Source organism: Mitsuaria sp. RG (assembly GCF_028369275.1).
Lineage (GTDB): Bacteria > Pseudomonadota > Gammaproteobacteria > Pseudomonadales > Pseudomonadaceae > Aquipseudomonas > Aquipseudomonas peradeniyensis.
On record NZ_JAQMYQ010000018.1, the window covers coordinates 49,339 to 65,378 of the forward strand.

17 protein-coding genes are annotated in these 16,040 nt (G+C 60.7%); 14 read left to right on the forward strand and 3 right to left on the reverse strand.

The window, feature by feature from the left end:
• Nucleotide 1: 1 nt before the first annotated feature.
• Genes recF through dnaA form a run of 3 tightly spaced genes read right to left on the reverse strand, consistent with a single transcriptional unit; the run spans nucleotide 2 to nucleotide 3,791 of the window.
• The gene (recF, locus tag POF53_RS12330; RefSeq protein WP_028690032.1) at nucleotides 2-1,105 is read right to left on the reverse strand and encodes a DNA replication/repair protein RecF; all 1,104 of its coding nucleotides are present in this window, start codon (nucleotides 1,103-1,105) and stop codon (nucleotides 2-4) included.
• Nucleotides 1,106-1,120: 15 nt separating this feature from the next.
• Nucleotides 1,121-2,224, reverse strand: coding sequence for a DNA polymerase III subunit beta (gene dnaN, locus POF53_RS12335; RefSeq protein ID WP_234560797.1), 1,104 nt, complete (start codon nucleotides 2,222-2,224; stop codon nucleotides 1,121-1,123).
• A gap of 40 nt (nucleotides 2,225-2,264) precedes the next feature.
• Nucleotides 2,265-3,791 carry a chromosomal replication initiator protein DnaA gene (dnaA, locus tag POF53_RS12340; protein WP_498967903.1) on the reverse strand — a complete coding sequence of 509 codons (1,527 nt, stop codon included), beginning with the start codon at nucleotides 3,789-3,791 and terminating at the stop codon, nucleotides 2,265-2,267.
• 581 nt (nucleotides 3,792-4,372) lie between these two features.
• On the opposite strand from dnaA, the gene rpmH reads away from it, so the two are divergent.
• The 14 genes from rpmH (at nucleotide 4,373) to POF53_RS12410 (ending at nucleotide 16,023) form a co-directional block, all read left to right on the forward strand.
• Complete coding sequence (gene rpmH, locus POF53_RS12345; RefSeq protein WP_003253163.1) at nucleotides 4,373-4,507, forward strand: 50S ribosomal protein L34; 135 nt, start codon at nucleotides 4,373-4,375, stop codon at nucleotides 4,505-4,507.
• A 16-nt stretch (nucleotides 4,508-4,523) separates the two neighbouring features.
• Nucleotides 4,524-4,922 (forward strand): ribonuclease P protein component, encoded by a 399-nt coding sequence (gene rnpA, locus POF53_RS12350; RefSeq protein ID WP_498967906.1) that lies wholly within the window; start codon nucleotides 4,524-4,526, stop codon nucleotides 4,920-4,922.
• 49 nt (nucleotides 4,923-4,971) lie between these two features.
• The gene (yidD, locus tag POF53_RS12355; RefSeq protein ID WP_498967937.1) at nucleotides 4,972-5,160 is read left to right on the forward strand and encodes a membrane protein insertion efficiency factor YidD; all 189 of its coding nucleotides are present in this window, start codon (nucleotides 4,972-4,974) and stop codon (nucleotides 5,158-5,160) included.
• A gap of 2 nt (nucleotides 5,161-5,162) precedes the next feature.
• Entirely contained in the window at nucleotides 5,163-6,845 is a 1,683-nt protein-coding gene (gene yidC, locus POF53_RS12360) for a membrane protein insertase YidC (RefSeq protein WP_050707603.1), read from the forward strand.
• An 87-nt stretch (nucleotides 6,846-6,932) separates the two neighbouring features.
• Nucleotides 6,933-8,303: a tRNA uridine-5-carboxymethylaminomethyl(34) synthesis GTPase MnmE gene (mnmE, locus tag POF53_RS12365; protein WP_234560798.1), complete on the forward strand. Its 1,371-nt coding sequence runs from the start codon at nucleotides 6,933-6,935 to the stop codon at nucleotides 8,301-8,303.
• Between the two features lie 565 nt (nucleotides 8,304-8,868).
• Complete coding sequence (gene mnmG / locus POF53_RS12370) at nucleotides 8,869-10,761, forward strand: tRNA uridine-5-carboxymethylaminomethyl(34) synthesis enzyme MnmG (RefSeq protein ID WP_232855430.1); 1,893 nt, start codon at nucleotides 8,869-8,871, stop codon at nucleotides 10,759-10,761.
• On the forward strand, nucleotides 10,758-11,408 hold the full coding sequence (gene rsmG / locus POF53_RS12375) for a 16S rRNA (guanine(527)-N(7))-methyltransferase RsmG (protein WP_203649276.1): 651 nt from the start codon (nucleotides 10,758-10,760) through the stop codon (nucleotides 11,406-11,408). Before mnmG ends, rsmG begins: the two co-directional genes overlap by 4 nt.
• Before the next feature lie 18 nt (nucleotides 11,409-11,426).
• Nucleotides 11,427-12,218, forward strand: coding sequence for a ParA family protein (locus tag POF53_RS12380; protein WP_011536509.1), 792 nt, complete (start codon nucleotides 11,427-11,429; stop codon nucleotides 12,216-12,218).
• Nucleotides 12,219-12,221: 3 nt separating this feature from the next.
• Nucleotides 12,222-13,100 (forward strand): ParB/RepB/Spo0J family partition protein, encoded by an 879-nt coding sequence (locus POF53_RS12385; protein WP_498967939.1) that lies wholly within the window; start codon nucleotides 12,222-12,224, stop codon nucleotides 13,098-13,100.
• A gap of 149 nt (nucleotides 13,101-13,249) precedes the next feature.
• Complete coding sequence (locus tag POF53_RS12390) at nucleotides 13,250-13,657, forward strand: F0F1 ATP synthase subunit I (protein WP_008092225.1); 408 nt, start codon at nucleotides 13,250-13,252, stop codon at nucleotides 13,655-13,657.
• Between the two features lie 16 nt (nucleotides 13,658-13,673).
• Entirely contained in the window at nucleotides 13,674-14,543 is an 870-nt protein-coding gene (atpB, locus tag POF53_RS12395; protein ID WP_046857652.1) for a F0F1 ATP synthase subunit A, read from the forward strand.
• 144 nt (nucleotides 14,544-14,687) lie between these two features.
• Complete coding sequence (atpE, locus tag POF53_RS12400) at nucleotides 14,688-14,945, forward strand: F0F1 ATP synthase subunit C (RefSeq protein ID WP_003097235.1); 258 nt, start codon at nucleotides 14,688-14,690, stop codon at nucleotides 14,943-14,945.
• Nucleotides 14,946-15,003: 58 nt separating this feature from the next.
• Nucleotides 15,004-15,474, forward strand: coding sequence for a F0F1 ATP synthase subunit B (locus POF53_RS12405; RefSeq protein ID WP_475860162.1), 471 nt, complete (start codon nucleotides 15,004-15,006; stop codon nucleotides 15,472-15,474).
• Between the two features lie 12 nt (nucleotides 15,475-15,486).
• Nucleotides 15,487-16,023, forward strand: a complete 537-nt coding sequence (locus tag POF53_RS12410) for a F0F1 ATP synthase subunit delta (protein WP_023628561.1) — start codon at nucleotides 15,487-15,489, stop codon at nucleotides 16,021-16,023.
• The last annotated feature ends 17 nt before the right edge of the window (nucleotides 16,024-16,040 follow it).

Genomic DNA, 16,040 nt, shown 5'->3' on the forward strand with positions numbered 1-16,040 from the left:
TTCACTCCCGATGGTCGTGGGTCTGGGTGATACGGCCTTGTTCCACGTGGAACAAGGCGACTGGCGTTTCCGTCTGCCAGCCTTCCCTCAGAAATTCGTGGTCTACACAGGTGATGAACACCTGGCAGTTCAATTCTTCAAGCAAGCGGCACAGGGCGCGGCGGTGCTGCTCGTCCAACTCGGACGGCAGGTCATCCACCAGATAAATACACTGACCGCGACGAACCTGGCTGACCAGATGTCCCTGGGCAATGCGCAGGGCACAGACCACCAGCTTCTGCTGCCCGCGCGAGAGGATGTCGGCCGCGTTGTTCGCGCCCAATCGCAGGCGCAGATCAGCACGCTGTGGCCCGGCCTGGGTATGGCCCATCTGCTGATCGCGAAGGAGAGAGGTTGCGAGGACTTCGTTGAGTTCCCGGTCCTTGTCCCAGCCTCGGTAGTAGCTCAGGGTCAGCCCGTCCAGTTCGACCAGCTCGCTCAGGGTACGCTCGAAGACAGGCTTCAAGGCCTTGATGTAGTTGCGACGGTATTCATCTATTTCCGCACTGGCGAGACATAACTCCCGATCCCAGGCGGCTTGCGAAACGGCATCAAGTGTACCATGCCGCAGCCATGAGTTCCGCTGCCGCAAGGCCTTCTGCAGGCGCTGCCAGGTCGCCATGAAGCGAGGTTCCACGTGGAACACGCCCCAGTCGAGAAACTGCCGGCGCACCTTGGGCGCACCTTCAAGCAGGCGGAAACTGTCCGGGTTGATCAGTTGCAGGGGCAACATCTCGGCCAGTTGCGCGGCACTGCGCGCATTCTGGCCGTCGATACGGATGGTGAAATCACCCTGCCGCTCCCGTGAAACACCCAGGTTGCTGGTACCACCTTCGGCCAGTTCGACCTGACCGAATACGGTACAGGTCGGCTGCTCGTACTGAATCACCGGGTTCAACCGGGTGCTGCGGAACGAGCGGGCGAGCCCCAGCAGGTGCACGGCTTCGAGCACGCTGGTCTTGCCACTGCCGTTGGCGCCGTAAAGGATGTTGATGCGGGGGGAGGGTGAGAGGGTCACCGGGTGCAGGTTGCGCACCGCGGTGACCGAGAGACGTCGAAGGGACATGTCGCCTGCTATGGCTTACAGACGCATCGGCATGACAACGTAGGACGAGTCGTCATTGCCGGCTTCCTGCAGCAAGGCGCTGCTGTTGGAGTCGGACAGAATCAGGCGAACCTGTTCAGTGGTCATGACACCCAGCACGTCCAGCAGGTAGCTGACGTTGAAACCGATCTCCAACGAGCTGCCGTTATAGTCGACGCTGATCTCTTCTTCCGCTTCTTCCTGCTCCGGGTTGTTGGCCTGGATCTTCAGCTGGCCGGCGGCCAGTTGCAGACGGATGCCGCGGTACTTCTCGTTGGACAGGATCGCGGTACGGCTGAACGCCTCGCGCAGCGCCTGGCGGTCACCGATCACCAGCTTGTCGCCGCCCTTGGGCAGGACGCGCTCATAGTCCGGGAACTTGCCGTCAACCAACTTGGAGGTGAAGGTGAACTCACCAGTGGTGGCACGGATGTGATGCTGGCCCAGGACGATGCTGACCATGCCTTCCGGATCGGTGAGCAGGCGCGCCAGCTCGAGGATACCCTTGCGTGGCACGATGACCTGATGGCGTTCAGCCTGGCCGATCGCCGCCTGCATGGCGCACAGCGCCAGACGGTGGCCATCGGTGGCGACGGCGCGCAGGGTATCGGTGGACACTTCCAGCAACATGCCGTTGAGGTAATAGCGTACATCCTGCTGGGCCATGGCGAAGCTGGTGCGCTCGATCAGGCGGCGCAGCTTGCTCTGTTCCAGGTTGCAGGTCAGCGAGCCTGGGCCTTCCTCCACGGTCGGGAAGTCATTGGCCGGCAGGGTGGACAGGGTGAAACGGCTGCGGCCAGCCTTGACCAGCAGCTTCTGCTCGTCGACCTTGATGTCGATCAGCACATCGCTGGGCAGGCTCTTGCAGATGTCCATCAGCTTGCGCGCCGGAACAGTGATCTCGCCCGGCTCCGCAGGCTCTTCCAGCTGGACGCGGCCAACCAGTTCGACTTCCAGGTCGGTACCGGTCAACGACAGCTGCTGGCCTTGCACGACCAGCAGGACGTTGGACAGGACCGGCAAGGTCTGGCGGCGCTCGACGACACCTGCGACCAGTTGCAGGGGTTTCAACAGGGCTTCGCGTTGAATGGTGAAATGCATGGTCTAGTCCCTTGCCTTCAATTAGCTGCGCAGACGGCCATCAGGTCGTCAGCGTGCGCAGCAGGTTCTTGTAGTCCTCGCGGATGTCCGCGTCGGATTCCTTCAATTCGTTGATCTTGCGGCAGGCGTGCAGAACGGTGGTGTGGTCGCGGCCGCCGAACATGTCACCGATCTCCGGCAGACTGTGGTTGGTCAGCTCTTTCGACAACGCCATGGCCACCTGACGTGGTCGCGCAACAGAGCGCGACCGCCGCTTGGACAGCAGATCGGAGATCTTGATCTTGTAGTACTCGGCCACGGTGCGCTGGATGTTATCCACACTGACCAGCTTGTCCTGCAGCGCCAAAAGATCCTTGAGCGATTCACGGATCAGCTCGATGGTGATGTCGCGGCCCATGAAGTGCGAATGGGCAATCACCCGCTTCAGGGCGCCTTCGAGCTCACGCACGTTGGAGCGGATACGCTGGGCGATAAAGAACGCGGCATCGTGCGGCAGCTCGACCTTGGCCTGGTCGGCCTTCTTCATCAGGATCGCCACGCGGGTTTCCAGCTCCGGCGGCTCGACGGCCACCGTCAGGCCCCAGCCGAAGCGGGACTTCAGGCGCTCTTCCAGGCCTTCGATCTCCTTCGGGTAGCGGTCGCTGGTGAGGATCACCTGCTGGCCGCCCTCGAGCAGGGCGTTGAAGGTGTGGAAAAACTCTTCCTGGGAACGCTCCTTGCGGGCGAAGAACTGGATGTCATCGATGAGCAACGCATCGACCGAACGGTAGAAGCGTTTGAATTCGTTGATCGCGTTCAGCTGCAGCGCCTTGACCATGTCGGCGACGAAACGCTCCGAATGCAGGTAGACCACCTTGGCGTTCGGGTTCTTCTTCAGCAGGTGGTTACCCACAGCGTGCATCAAGTGCGTCTTACCCAGGCCGACGCCACCATAAAGGAACAGTGGGTTGTAGCCGTGCTTGGGGTTGTCGGCAACCTGCCAGGCTGCGGCCCGGGCCAGCTGGTTCGACTTGCCTTCGACGAAGGTTTCGAAAGTGAACGTGCGGTTCAGGTAGCTGGTGTGCTTCAGGGCACCCTCGACCTGCACCGTACGCTGCTCGGTACGCCCACTGGTAACCGGAGCGGTCGCGATCTCGGCCATGCTGTCGAAGCTGTCGCGCGAAGAAGGTTCTTCGACTTCGGCAACCTGCGTCGGCTCCACCACAGGTGCACTGACAGGCTCGAGCACCGGCGCTGCCTGCTGCACCTGCGCCTGTTGCGCAAGGGTTGCCGCGACGGCGGCACTGACAGGGGCGTTGGGAGCGGCACGGGCTGCGGAGCTGCGACGGCTGCCTATTAATAAGGAAAGGGCGGGAGCGATACCGCTGCCCTGTTCACCCAGCAGTTCGAGCAGGCGGCCTAGGTACTTTTCATTGACCCAGTCGAGCACGAAGCGGTTGGGCGCATAGACGCGCAACTCGTCGCCTTCGGCTTCGACCTGTAGCGGGCGGATCCAGGTGTTGAATTGCTGGGCAGGCAGCTCATCGCGCAGAAGCTCCACGCACTGCTGCCAAAGTTCCACTGACACGGATATCCCCTGAGTTGAAAGCCGGATGAGGCAAAAACAAACCGCCATTGTACCGGGCGGGCGGTCAGTTATCCACACGTGACGCCACCCACTATCAGGGTAAATCCGCCAAAAAACGACTCGAACACCACTCATGCACTGTTGATAAGCCCTGTGGATAACAGCGCCTGGGGGCTATGCACAACCCTGGGTTCTGATCTGTGGATAAATCGGCTGTGGATAAACACCCTTTTCCCCCACAGGTTTTCCTCACCCCAGGCACAGACAGAACACCCCTTACCGACAAGGTTATGGTTTTCTGTACAGCCCGCAGTTAAAGGGCTCAAATAGGTTATCCACAGAAGGTTATCCACCTAAGATCTATAAGTTCTTCAGAAAAGCTTTTTATATGCCTCTTCTGTTTTTTTGATTTGCCCGCTTTCAGGTCAGCCAGGTCGAGGTAGCACCCATCGACCTGCCTCGACCTTCCATAAGGAAAGGCTGGTTGGAAATTGACCTATCGCCTTGCTTTCTCTAGAATCGCCGATCTCTTAAAAAGGGGGCCCTTCCGGCCCGTTGTCGACCAACCCAGGTAACACGCCATGAAACGTACTTTCCAACCAAGCACCATCAAGCGCGCCCGCACCCACGGTTTCCGTGCCCGTATGGCTACCAAGAACGGCCGTGCCGTTCTGTCGCGTCGCCGTGCCAAAGGCCGTAAGCGTCTGGCCATTTGATTTTTCGGTACAGGTGGTGAGTCAGGACTTCAGTCGGGACAAGCGACTGCTTACACCCCGGCACTTCAAAGCGGTCTTCGACTCCCCAACCGGCAAGGTTCCAGGGAAAAACCTGCTTATCCTTGCCCGCGAGAACGGCCTCGATCATCCACGCCTCGGCCTGGTAATCGGCAAGAAGAGCGTCAAGCTCGCCGTTCAACGCAATCGCCTGAAACGCCTGATGCGCGATTCGTTCCGCCTGAACCAGCAAATGCTGGCAGGGCTGGATATCGTGATCGTTGCACGCAAGGGGTTGGGCGAAGTGGAAAACCCAGAATTGCACCAACACTTTGGCAAGCTCTGGAAGCGACTGGTCCGCAGTCGGCCCTCTCCAGCGGTCGCCGATTCCGCAGGGGTAGACAGTCACGATGCGTAAACTGGCCCTCGTTCCGATCCAGTTCTACCGTTATGCCATCAGTCCACTGATGGCCAGTCACTGTCGTTTCTATCCCAGCTGTTCCTGTTACGCCTATGAAGCCATCGAAAACCATGGCCTCTTGCGTGGTGGGTGGCTGGCCGTTCGTCGCCTGGGGCGTTGTCATCCGTGGAACGACGGCGGTTTCGATCCCGTTCCACCTGCTCCTTCCTCCCGAACTTCTTCGATAGCCGAGTAATCATGGATATTAAACGCACGATCCTGATCGTCGCCCTGGCAATCGTGTCCTATGTCATGGTCCTCAAGTGGAACCAGGACTATGGCCAGGCTGCCCTGCCGACTCAGAATGCTGCTGCCAGCAATGCTGCCCCGGCCCTGCCGGACACCGTGCCGGCCGGCAACTCCGGTGCAAGCGCCGATGTGCCGAGCGCCAATGCTGAATCCAGCCCTGCTGAACTGGCGCCGGTCGCGGTCAGCAAGGACCTGATCCGGATCAAGACCGATGTCCTGGACCTGGCTATCGACCCGGTCGGTGGTGACATCGTCCAGCTGAACCTGCCGAAGTACCCACGTCGCCAGGACCATCCGGACATTCCGTTCCAGCTGTTCGACAACGGCAGCGAGCGCGTGTACCTGGCCCAGAGCGGCCTGACCGGCACCAACGGCCCGGACGCCCGCTCCACGGGTCGCCCGCTGTACGCCGCCGAACAGAAGAGCTTCCAGCTTGCCGACGGTCAGGACCAACTGTCCGTCGACCTGAAGTTCAGCGAGAACGGCGTCAACTACATCAAGCGCTTCAGCTTCAAGCGCGGTGAGTACGACCTGACCGTCAGCTACCTGATCGACAACCAGAGCGGCCAGGCCTGGAGCGGCAACATGTTTGCCCAGCTCAAGCGCGACGCCAGCTCCGATCCGTCGTCGAGCACTGCCACCGGTACGGCCACCTACCTGGGCGCCGCCCTGTGGACAGCTTCCGAGCCGTACAAGAAAGTGTCGATGAAAGACATCGACAAGGGCAATTTGAAAGAAAATGTGACCGGCGGCTGGGTCGCCTGGCTGCAGCACTACTTCGTGACCGCCTGGATCCCGAGCAAGTCGGACAACAACGCCGTCCAGACCCGCAAGGACAGCCAGGGCAACTACATCATCGGCTTCACCGGCCCTGCGCTTGACGTCCCTGCCGGCGGCAAGGTCGAAACCAGCGCGATGCTGTATGCCGGTCCCAAGATCCAGTCCAAGCTCAAGGAACTGTCCCCAGGCCTGGAACTGACCGTCGACTACGGCTTCCTGTGGTTCATCGCCCAGCCGATCTTCTGGCTGCTGCAACATATCCACAGCCTGCTCGGCAACTGGGGCTGGTCGATCATTGTCCTGACCATGCTGATCAAAGGCCTGTTCTTCCCGCTGTCGGCCGCCAGCTACCGCTCGATGGCGCGCATGCGTGCCGTGGCGCCGAAACTGGCCCAGCTCAAGGAACGCTTCGGTGACGATCGCCAGAAGATGTCCCAGGCGATGATGGAGCTGTACAAGAAAGAGAAGATCAACCCGCTGGGCGGCTGCCTGCCGATCCTGGTACAGATGCCGGTGTTCCTGGCCCTGTACTGGGTACTGCTGGAAAGCGTAGAGATGCGCCAGGCACCGTGGATGCTGTGGATCACCGACCTGTCGATCAAGGATCCGTTCTTCATCCTGCCGATCATCATGGGCGCCACCATGTTCATCCAGCAGCGTCTGAACCCGACCCCGCCGGATCCGATGCAGGCCAAGGTGATGAAAATGATGCCGATCATCTTCACCTTCTTCTTCCTGTGGTTCCCGGCCGGTCTGGTGCTGTACTGGGTTGTGAACAACTGCCTGTCGATCGCACAGCAGTGGTACATCACCCGCAGCATCGAGGCAGCGACCAAGAAAGCTGCCGCTTGACGGGCAAGCCTGTTTGCCTGTGAATAAAAACGCCCCCTAGTGGGGCGTTTTTGCTATCTGACGAATTCGTTGTAGAGGCTTTCGAGCATGAACACTGTGCGTGAAACCATTGCCGCCATCGCTACCGCCCAGGGCCGCGGTGGGGTCGGCATCGTCCGCTTGTCCGGGCCGCTGGCCAGCCAGGCCGGGCAGGCCGTCACCGGCCGCGCGCTGACCCCGCGCCATGCCCACTACGGCCCGTTCCGCGATGCCGATGGCCTGGTCCTGGACGAAGGCATCGCGCTGTTCTTCCCCGGGCCGAACTCGTTCACTGGCGAAGACGTGCTGGAGCTGCAGGGCCACGGGGGGCCGGTGGTCATGGACATGCTGCTGCAGCGTTGCCTGCAACTGGGCTGCCGGTTGGCACGCCCGGGCGAGTTCAGCGAGCGTGCGTTCCTCAACGACAAGCTCGACCTGGCCCAGGCCGAAGCCATCGCTGACCTGATCGAAGCCAGCTCCACGCAAGCTGCCCGTAATGCCCTGCGTTCGTTGCAAGGAGCGTTCTCCAAGCGCGTGCATGGGCTGACCGAAGCGCTGATTGCCTTGCGCATCTACGTCGAGGCCGCAATTGACTTCCCTGAGGAAGAAATCGACTTCCTCGCTGACGGCCATGTGTTGCGCATGCTCGATGACGTGCGCAGCGAGTTGTCCACAGTGCAGCGTGAGGCCGGGCAGGGTGCCCTGTTGCGTGACGGCATGACGGTGGTCATCGCCGGTCGGCCGAACGCCGGCAAATCGAGCCTGCTCAACCAGCTCGCCGGACGCGAGGCGGCGATCGTCACCGATATCGCCGGCACCACCCGGGACATCCTGCGCGAACATATCCACATCGATGGCATGCCGTTGCATGTGGTCGACACCGCCGGTCTGCGCGATACCGATGACCATGTGGAAAAGATCGGGGTGGAAAGGGCGCTCAAGGCCATCGGCGAGGCTGATCGGGTGCTGCTGGTCGTCGACTCGACCGCACCGGAAGCCAGTGATCCCTTTGCGCTGTGGCCGGAATTCCTGGATCAACGACCAGATGTGGCAAAGGTCACGCTCATCCGTAACAAGGCCGACTTGAGTGGTGAACGTGTCGGCATGGAGCAGAGTGACGATGGGCATGTAACCATTACCCTGAGTGCCCGCGAAGACGACATGGGGCTGGACCTGCTACGTGACCACCTCAAGGCCTGCATGGGGTATGAACAGACCGCGGAGAGCAGCTTCAGCGCCCGTCGCCGGCACCTGGAAGCGCTGCGCCAGGCCAGTGAGCACCTGGAGCATGGTCGTGCGCAGCTGACCCTGGCTGGCGCCGGAGAGCTGTTGGCGGAGGATCTGCGCCAGGCACAGCAGGCGCTGGGTGAAATCACCGGGGCGTTCAGTTCGGACGACCTGCTTGGCAGGATTTTCTCGAGCTTCTGCATCGGCAAATAGTCCACAGCCCTTCGATAACAAGGCCGCTCCTGTCTGGAGCGGCTTTTTTTTGCCTGTGATTCAGGTTTGTGGGAGCGGGCCTGACCCACGAACACCGGTGCAGCCGTTGCCAAATCTGTAAGCCTGCTTCGCGAGGCAAGCTCGCTCCCACGACGTCATCCACAGATTAAAGTCCTGACTCGGGAGCTCTGTGGAAAACTCGGCCTCAGCTCCGTTGATAACCGGGCTTTTTTTCTGAGGACAAACCGCCCTGTGGGTAACAGGCACATTCATCCACAGGTTAAACAGCGCTATCCAGAGCCCACAGGCCTGTTTCGACACAGGGTTTTGATTCTCTGTACATGCCGTATTCTGTGGCCTTGGAAGACTTATGCACAGACAGGATGGGCCCTAAACATAAACATAAAAACAAAGCTTTTTTAAATTTTTCCTCTTTGTTTTCTTTTGCCTGCCACTCATCCACAGCCTGCTCATTTTTTGCTCAGAAGGTTTCTTTGAAGGGCGGTAAGTCCCTATACTTGTCCGCTTACCTTCTCTATTCGCAAAAACAGGCACGAGGTGCGTGGTGGATTTCCCTTCCCGTTTTGAAGTGATCGTCATCGGCGGCGGCCATGCCGGTACCGAGGCTGCGCTTGCGTCCGCACGCATGGGTGTGAAAACCCTGCTGCTGACCCACAACGTGGAAACCCTCGGTCACATGAGTTGCAACCCGGCCATCGGCGGCATCGGCAAGAGCCACCTGGTCAAGGAAATCGATGCGCTCGGCGGCGCCATGGCGCTGGCCACCGACAAGAGCGGCATCCAGTTCCGCATCCTGAACAACCGCAAGGGCCCGGCCGTACGCGCCACCCGTGCGCAGGCCGACCGCGCCATCTACAAGGCGGTGGTGCGCGAAATCCTGGAAAACCAGCCGAACCTGTGGATATTCCAGCAGTCCTGCGATGACCTGATCGTCGAGCAGGACCAGGTCAAGGGCGTGGTCACGCAAATGGGCCTGCGCTTCTTCGCCGACTCTGTGGTCCTGACCAGCGGCACCTTCCTCGGCGGACTTATCCACATTGGTCTGCAGAACTACTCCGGTGGTCGCGCCGGCGATCCACCCGCCAACGCCCTGGCCCAGCGCATGCGTGAACTGCCGCTGCGCGTCGGCCGGCTGAAGACCGGCACGCCGCCGCGCATCGATGGCCGTTCCGTGGACTTTTCGGTGATGACAGAACAACCGGGCGACACGCCGATCCCGGTGATGTCGTTCATGGGCAATGCCGAAATGCATCCGCGCCAGGTGAGCTGCTGGATTACCCACACCAACGCCCGCACCCACGAGATCATCGCCTCGAACCTCGACCGTTCGCCGATGTACTCCGGCGTGATCGAAGGCATCGGCCCGCGCTACTGCCCGTCGATCGAGGACAAGATCCATCGCTTCGCCGACAAGGAAAGCCACCAGGTGTTCATCGAGCCGGAAGGCCTGACCACCCACGAGCTGTACCCCAACGGTATTTCCACTTCGCTGCCGTTCGACGTGCAGCTGGAGATCGTCCGCTCGATCCGCGGCATGGAAAACGCCCACATCGTCCGTCCGGGCTATGCCATCGAGTACGACTACTTCGACCCGCGCGACCTGAAGTACAGCCTCGAGACCAAGGTCATCGGCGGCCTGTTCTTCGCCGGCCAGATCAACGGCACCACCGGTTACGAAGAGGCCGGCGCCCAGGGCCTGCTGGCCGGGACCAACGCCGCGCTGCGTGCCCAGGGCCGTGAAAGCTGGTGCCCGCGCCGCGACGAGGCCTACATCGGCGTGCTGGTCGACGACCTGATCACCCTGGGGACCCAGGAGCCGTACCGCATGTTCACGTCACGTGCCGAGTACCGGTTGATCCTGCGCGAAGACAACGCCGACCTGCGCCTGACCGAGAAAGGCCGCGAACTGGGTCTGGTCGACGACCAGCGCTGGGCTGCGTTCTGCGCCAAGCGCGAAGGCATCGAGCGTGAAGAACAGCGCCTGAAGAGCACCTGGGTTCGTCCGGGGACGCCGCAGGGCCAAGCTGTTGTGGATAAGTTCGGCACGCCGCTGGCCCATGAATACAGCCTGCTCAACCTGCTCGCCCGTCCGGAAGTCGACTACGCTGGCTTGATCGAGGCGACCGGCGGTGAAGTGATCGATCCACAGGTTGCCGAGCAGGTCGAGATCAAGACCAAGTACGCCGGCTACATCGACCGCCAACAGGACGAGATCGCCCGACTGCGCGCCAGCGAAGACACGCGCCTGCCTGTGGATATCGACTACACCACGATTTCCGGCCTGTCCAAGGAGATCCAGGGCAAGCTCGGGCAGACCCGCCCGGAGACCCTGGGCCAGGCTTCGCGCATTCCGGGTGTCACCCCGGCGGCGATTTCCCTGTTGCTGATTCACTTGAAAAAGCGCGGCGCAGGCCGCGAATTGGAGCAAAGCGCTTGAGTTCCCCGGTCACCCCGCAACACGCCGAAGAGTTGTCCACAGGTGCGCGCCAGCTTGGTGTCGAGCTGAGCGCGCAGCAGCATGAGTTGCTGCTGGGCTACCTGGCCCTGTTGATCAAATGGAACAAGGCCTACAACCTGACCGCGGTGCGCGACCCGGACGAGATGGTCTCGCGCCACCTGCTCGACAGCCTGAGTGTCATGCCGTTTATCCACAATGACACCCAGCGCTGGCTGGATGTCGGCAGCGGCGGCGGCATGCCGGGTATTCCGCTGGCCATCCTGCATCCGCACAAACAGGTGACGGTGCTGGACAGCAACGGCAAGAAGACCCGTTTCCTCACCCAGGTGAAGATGGAACTGAAACTGGACAACCTCACGGTTATCCACAGCCGGGTGGAAGAGGTCCAGCCCGAGCAGCCGTTCTGCGGGATCGTTTCCCGAGCGTTCAGCAGCATGGAGAATTTCACCAACTGGACCCGCCACCTGGGTGACGCCCGCACGCAATGGCTTGCAATGAAGGGGCTGCATCCTGCCGACGAACTGGTAGCATTGCCCGCAGACTTCACAGTGGAAAGCGAGCAGGCCCTGACCGTTCCAGGTTGCCAGGGCCAGCGCCATCTGCTGATACTGCGCCGCAAGGCATGACTGGGAACACACGCAACAATGGCTAAGGTATTCGCAATCGCGAACCAGAAGGGTGGTGTGGGCAAGACCACCACCTGCATCAATCTCGCCGCATCGCTGGCCGCGACCAAGCGTCGCGTGCTGCTGATCGACCTCGATCCACAGGGCAACGCCACCATGGGCAGCGGTGTGGATAAACACGAGCTCGAGCACTCGGTGTACGACCTGCTGATCGGGGAATGCGACCTGGCCCAGGCCATGCACTACTCCGAGCACGGCGGTTACCAGCTGTTGCCGGCCAACCGCGACCTGACCGCCGCCGAGGTGGTCCTGCTGGAAATGCAGATGAAGGAGAGCCGCCTGCGCAACGCGCTGGCGCCGATCCGCGAGAACTACGACTACATCCTCATCGACTGCCCACCGTCGCTGTCGATGCTGACGCTCAACGCCCTGGTCGCCTCCGATGGCGTGATCATCCCCATGCAGTGCGAGTACTACGCGCTGGAAGGTCTCAGCGACCTTGTGGATAACATCAAGCGCATCGCTGCCCGGTTGAACCCGGAGCTGAAGATCGAAGGCCTGCTGCGGACCATGTACGACCCGCGCCTGAGCCTGAACAACGATGTATCGGCGCAGCTCAAGGAGCACTTCGGCGACCAGTTGTACGACACGGTGATCCCGCGCAACATCCGCCTGGCCGAGGCGCCGAGCTTCGGCATGCCGGCCCTGGCCTACGACAAGCAATCCCGCGGCGCGCTCGCTTATCTGGCGCTGGCCGGGGAACTGGTTCGCCGTCAGCGCCGTCCATCACGCATTGCACAGACAACTTAAGGAATCCGCATGGCCATCAAGAAACGCGGTCTCGGACGTGGGTTGGATGCACTGCTCAGTGGTCCTTCCGTCAGCGCGCTCGAGGCGCAGGCTGTCAAGATCGACCAGAAGGAACTGCAACACCTGCCGGTCGAGCTGATCCAGCGCGGCAAGTACCAGCCGCGCCGCGACATGGATCCCGAGGCGCTGGAAGAACTGGCGCACTCGATCCGCACCCATGGCGTGATGCAACCGATCGTGGTGCGCCCGATCGGCGACAACCGCTACGAGATCATCGCCGGTGAGCGGCGCTGGCGCGCCACCCAGCAGGCCGGCCTGGACACCGTTCCGGCGATGGTGCGCGAAGTGCCCGACGAAGCCGCCATCGCCATGGCGCTGATCGAGAACATCCAGCGCGAGGACCTCAACCCGCTGGAAGAGGCGCTCGCCCTGCAGCGCCTGCAGCAGGAGTTCGAGCTGACCCAGCAGCAGGTGGCGGACGCCGTCGGCAAGTCGCGGGTAACCGTGGCCAACCTGCTGCGCCTGATCTCGCTGCCGGAGGCGATCAAGACCATGCTCGCCCACGGCGACCTGGAGATGGGCCATGCCCGCGCCTTGCTCGGCCTCGAGGAAGATCGCCAGGAAGAAGGGGCGCGTCATGTTGTCGCACGCGGGCTCACCGTGCGCCAGACCGAGGCACTGGTGCGCCAGTGGCTCAATGGCAAACCTGAGCCGGTCGAGGCGAGCAAACCTGATCCGGACATTGCCCGTCTCGAACAGCGTCTGGCAGAGCGCCTGGGCTCGGCGGTACAAATTCGCCATGGCAACAAGGGCAAAGGTCAGTTGGTTATTCGCTATAACTCCCTTGACGAGTTGCAGGGCGTGCTTGCTCACATCCGCTGAAACAATTCCTGTTGTAGCGCGCAGTCGGAAATCACTACCGAAGAGTTGAATAGGGGTTAATCCACCCCTATACTCTGCGCGCATTTTGTCGGCACAAATTATGCCAAGTCATTGCTGACTAGGCGGTCGACTTTAGAGGAGCAGTTGTGATGGAAATCCGCACGCCAAACCGCCTGCCTTTCCATCGCTGGGCGGTTTTTCCGGTACTGCTGGCTCAATTTGTCGTCCTGCTGCTGGCAACGCTGGTGTTGTGGCAGTGGAAAGGGGCGGTCAGTGGATATTCAGGCCTCTGCGGAGGGTTGATTGCCTGGCTGCCCAATGTGTATTTCGCCTGGAAGGCTTTTCGCTTCAGCGGAGCCCGGGCGGCGCAGGCCATCGTCAAGTCGTTCTACGCGGGCGAGGCAGGCAAGATGATTTTGACGGCAGTGCTGTTTGCACTGACCTTCGCAGGAGTGAAGCCATTGGCGCCGTTGGCAGTATTCGGCGTCTTCGTGCTGACCCTTTTGGTCAGCTGGTTCGCGCCCCTGCTGATGAATAAAAGACTTTCGAGACCTTAGGGCGTTTGAGGCAACCATGGCAGAAGAAACCGCTTCGGGTTATATCCAGCACCACTTGCAGAACCTGACCTACGGTCAACTACCAGACGGCAGCTGGGGCTTCGCCCATTCGGCTGCAGAAGCCAAGGCAATGGGCTTCTGGGCGTTCCACGTGGACACCCTGGGCTGGTCCGTCGCGCTGGGTCTGATCTTCCTGTTCATCTTCCGCATGGCGGCCAAGAAGGCGACTTCCGGCCAACCTGGCGGTCTGCAGAACTTCGTTGAAGTGCTGGTCGACTTCGTCAACGGCAGCGTGAAGGACTCCTTCCACGGCCGTAGCCCGGTGATCGCCCCGCTGGCACTGACCATTTTCGTCTGGGTGTTCATGATGAACGCCATCGACCTGGTGCCGGTCGACTGGATTCCGAAAGCGGCGGCCTGGATCTCCGGTGACCCGCATCTGGTCTTCCGCGCGGTGCCAACCACCGACCCGAACGCGACCCTGGCCATGGCCTTCTGCGTGTTCGCCCTGATCATCTTCTACAGCATCAAGGTCAAGGGCCTGGGCGGCTTCATCGGCGAGCTGACCCTGCACCCGTTCGGCAGCAAGAACATCTTCGTGCAGATCCTGCTGATTCCGGTCAACTTCCTGCTCGAGTTCGTCACCCTGATCGCCAAGCCGATCTCGCTGGCCCTGCGTCTGTTCGGCAATATGTACGCCGGCGAGCTGGTATTCATCCTGATCGCCGTGATGTTCGGCTCCGGCCTGCTGTGGCTCAGCGGCCTGGGTGTGGTGCTGCAGTGGGCGTGGGCCGTGTTCCACATCCTGATCATCACCCTGCAAGCTTTCATCTTCATGATGCTGACCATCGTTTACCTGTCGATGGCTCACGAAGATAACCATTAAGACCGCCTGGCGTGTCTGATAGCCTTCCCCGCCCGTTTGGGGGGAGGGCTTAAAAAGTCCGCAAGGGCATGCTGTACCAAACGATTTGTTTTACCGCTTCAAACTAAAAACCTAACCAATACGACGTAAAAGTCGGGAGGAAAGATGGAAACTGTAGTTGGTCTGACCGCTATCGCTGTTGCTCTGCTGATCGGCCTGGGTGCTCTGGGTACCGCCATTGGTTTCGGCCTGCTGGGCGGCAAGTTCCTGGAAGGCGCTGCTCGCCAGCCAGAAATGGTTCCGATGCTGCAGGTCAAAATGTTCATCGTTGCCGGTCTGCTCGACGCCGTAACCATGATCGGTGTTGGTATCGCTCTGTTCTTCACCTTCGCGAACCCCTTCGTTGGTCAGATCGCCGGCTAATCACTCGTTCATTACGAGTTGATTGGTGTGATGGACAAAGACCGAGCGAGGTGTTGGCGTGAACATTAATGCAACCCTGATTGGCCAATCCGTTGCTTTCTTCATTTTCGTAGCTTTCTGCATGAAGTACGTGTGGCCTCCGGTCATCACTGCCCTGCAAGAGCGTCAGAAGAAGATCGCCGACGGCTTGGACGCTGCCAACCGCGCAGCTCGCGACCTGGAGCTGGCCCAAGAGAAAGCGGGTCAGCAACTGCGTGAAGCGAAGGCACAGGCAGCCGAAATCATTGAGCAAAGCAAGAAACGCGCTGCTCAGCTTGTCGAGGAAGCCCGTGAACAGGCTCGCGTCGAAGCTGACCGTGTGAAGGCTCAGGCTCAAGCCGAGATCGAACAGGAACTGAACAGCGTCAAAGACGCCCTGCGTGCCCAAGTGGGTGCCCTGGCCGTTGGCGGTGCTGAAAAGATCCTTGGCGCCACAATCGATCAAAACGCGCATGCGGAGCTGGTTAACAAACTGGCCGCTGAAATTTAAGCGAGGGCGATCATGGCAGAACTGACCACGTTGGCCCGACCTTACGCTAAGGCTGCCTTCGAGCATGCCCAGGCCCATCAGCAACTGGCCAATTGGTCAGCCATGCTCGGCCTGGCTGCTGCGGTGTCGCAAGACGACACCATGCAGCGCCTGCTCAAGGCCCCGCAACTGACTAGCGCAGAAAAGGCCGCCGCATTCATTGAAGTGTGCGGTGACAAGTTTGACGCCAAGGCACAGAATTTCATTCATGTTGCCGCGGAAAACGAACGTCTCCTGCTTCTGCCGGAGATTTCGACTCTGTTCGACCTGTACAAGGCCGAGCAAGAGAAGTCCGTGGACGTGGAAGTCACCAGTGCTTTTGCGTTGAACCAAGAACAGCAAGACAAACTCGCCAAGGTTCTCAGTGCACGGTTAGGCCAGGAAGTGCGCCTGCACGCGTCGGAGGATGCCAGCCTGATCGGCGGCGTCGTCATCCGCGCTGGCGACCTGGTAATCGACGGTTCGGTTCGCGGCAAGATCGCGAAACTGGCCGAAGCCTTGAAATCTTGAGTTTGAAGGGGCAGCAG

Coding starts and splice junctions, on each gene's coding strand:
- recF (WP_028690032.1), bottom strand. CDS start 1,105: ATGTCCCTTCGACGTCTCTCGGTCACCGCGGTGCGCAACCTGCACCCG.
- dnaN (WP_234560797.1), bottom strand. CDS start 2,224: ATGCATTTCACCATTCAACGCGAAGCCCTGTTGAAACCCCTGCAACTG.
- rpmH (WP_003253163.1), top strand. CDS start 4,373: ATGAAACGTACTTTCCAACCAAGCACCATCAAGCGCGCCCGCACCCAC.
- yidD (WP_498967937.1), top strand. CDS start 4,972: ATGGCCAGTCACTGTCGTTTCTATCCCAGCTGTTCCTGTTACGCCTAT.
- yidC (WP_050707603.1), top strand. CDS start 5,163: ATGGATATTAAACGCACGATCCTGATCGTCGCCCTGGCAATCGTGTCC.
- mnmE (WP_234560798.1), top strand. CDS start 6,933: ATGAACACTGTGCGTGAAACCATTGCCGCCATCGCTACCGCCCAGGGC.
- POF53_RS12380 (WP_011536509.1), top strand. CDS start 11,427: ATGGCTAAGGTATTCGCAATCGCGAACCAGAAGGGTGGTGTGGGCAAG.
- POF53_RS12390 (WP_008092225.1), top strand. CDS start 13,250: ATGGAAATCCGCACGCCAAACCGCCTGCCTTTCCATCGCTGGGCGGTT.
- atpB (WP_046857652.1), top strand. CDS start 13,674: ATGGCAGAAGAAACCGCTTCGGGTTATATCCAGCACCACTTGCAGAAC.
- atpE (WP_003097235.1), top strand. CDS start 14,688: ATGGAAACTGTAGTTGGTCTGACCGCTATCGCTGTTGCTCTGCTGATC.
- POF53_RS12410 (WP_023628561.1), top strand. CDS start 15,487: ATGGCAGAACTGACCACGTTGGCCCGACCTTACGCTAAGGCTGCCTTC.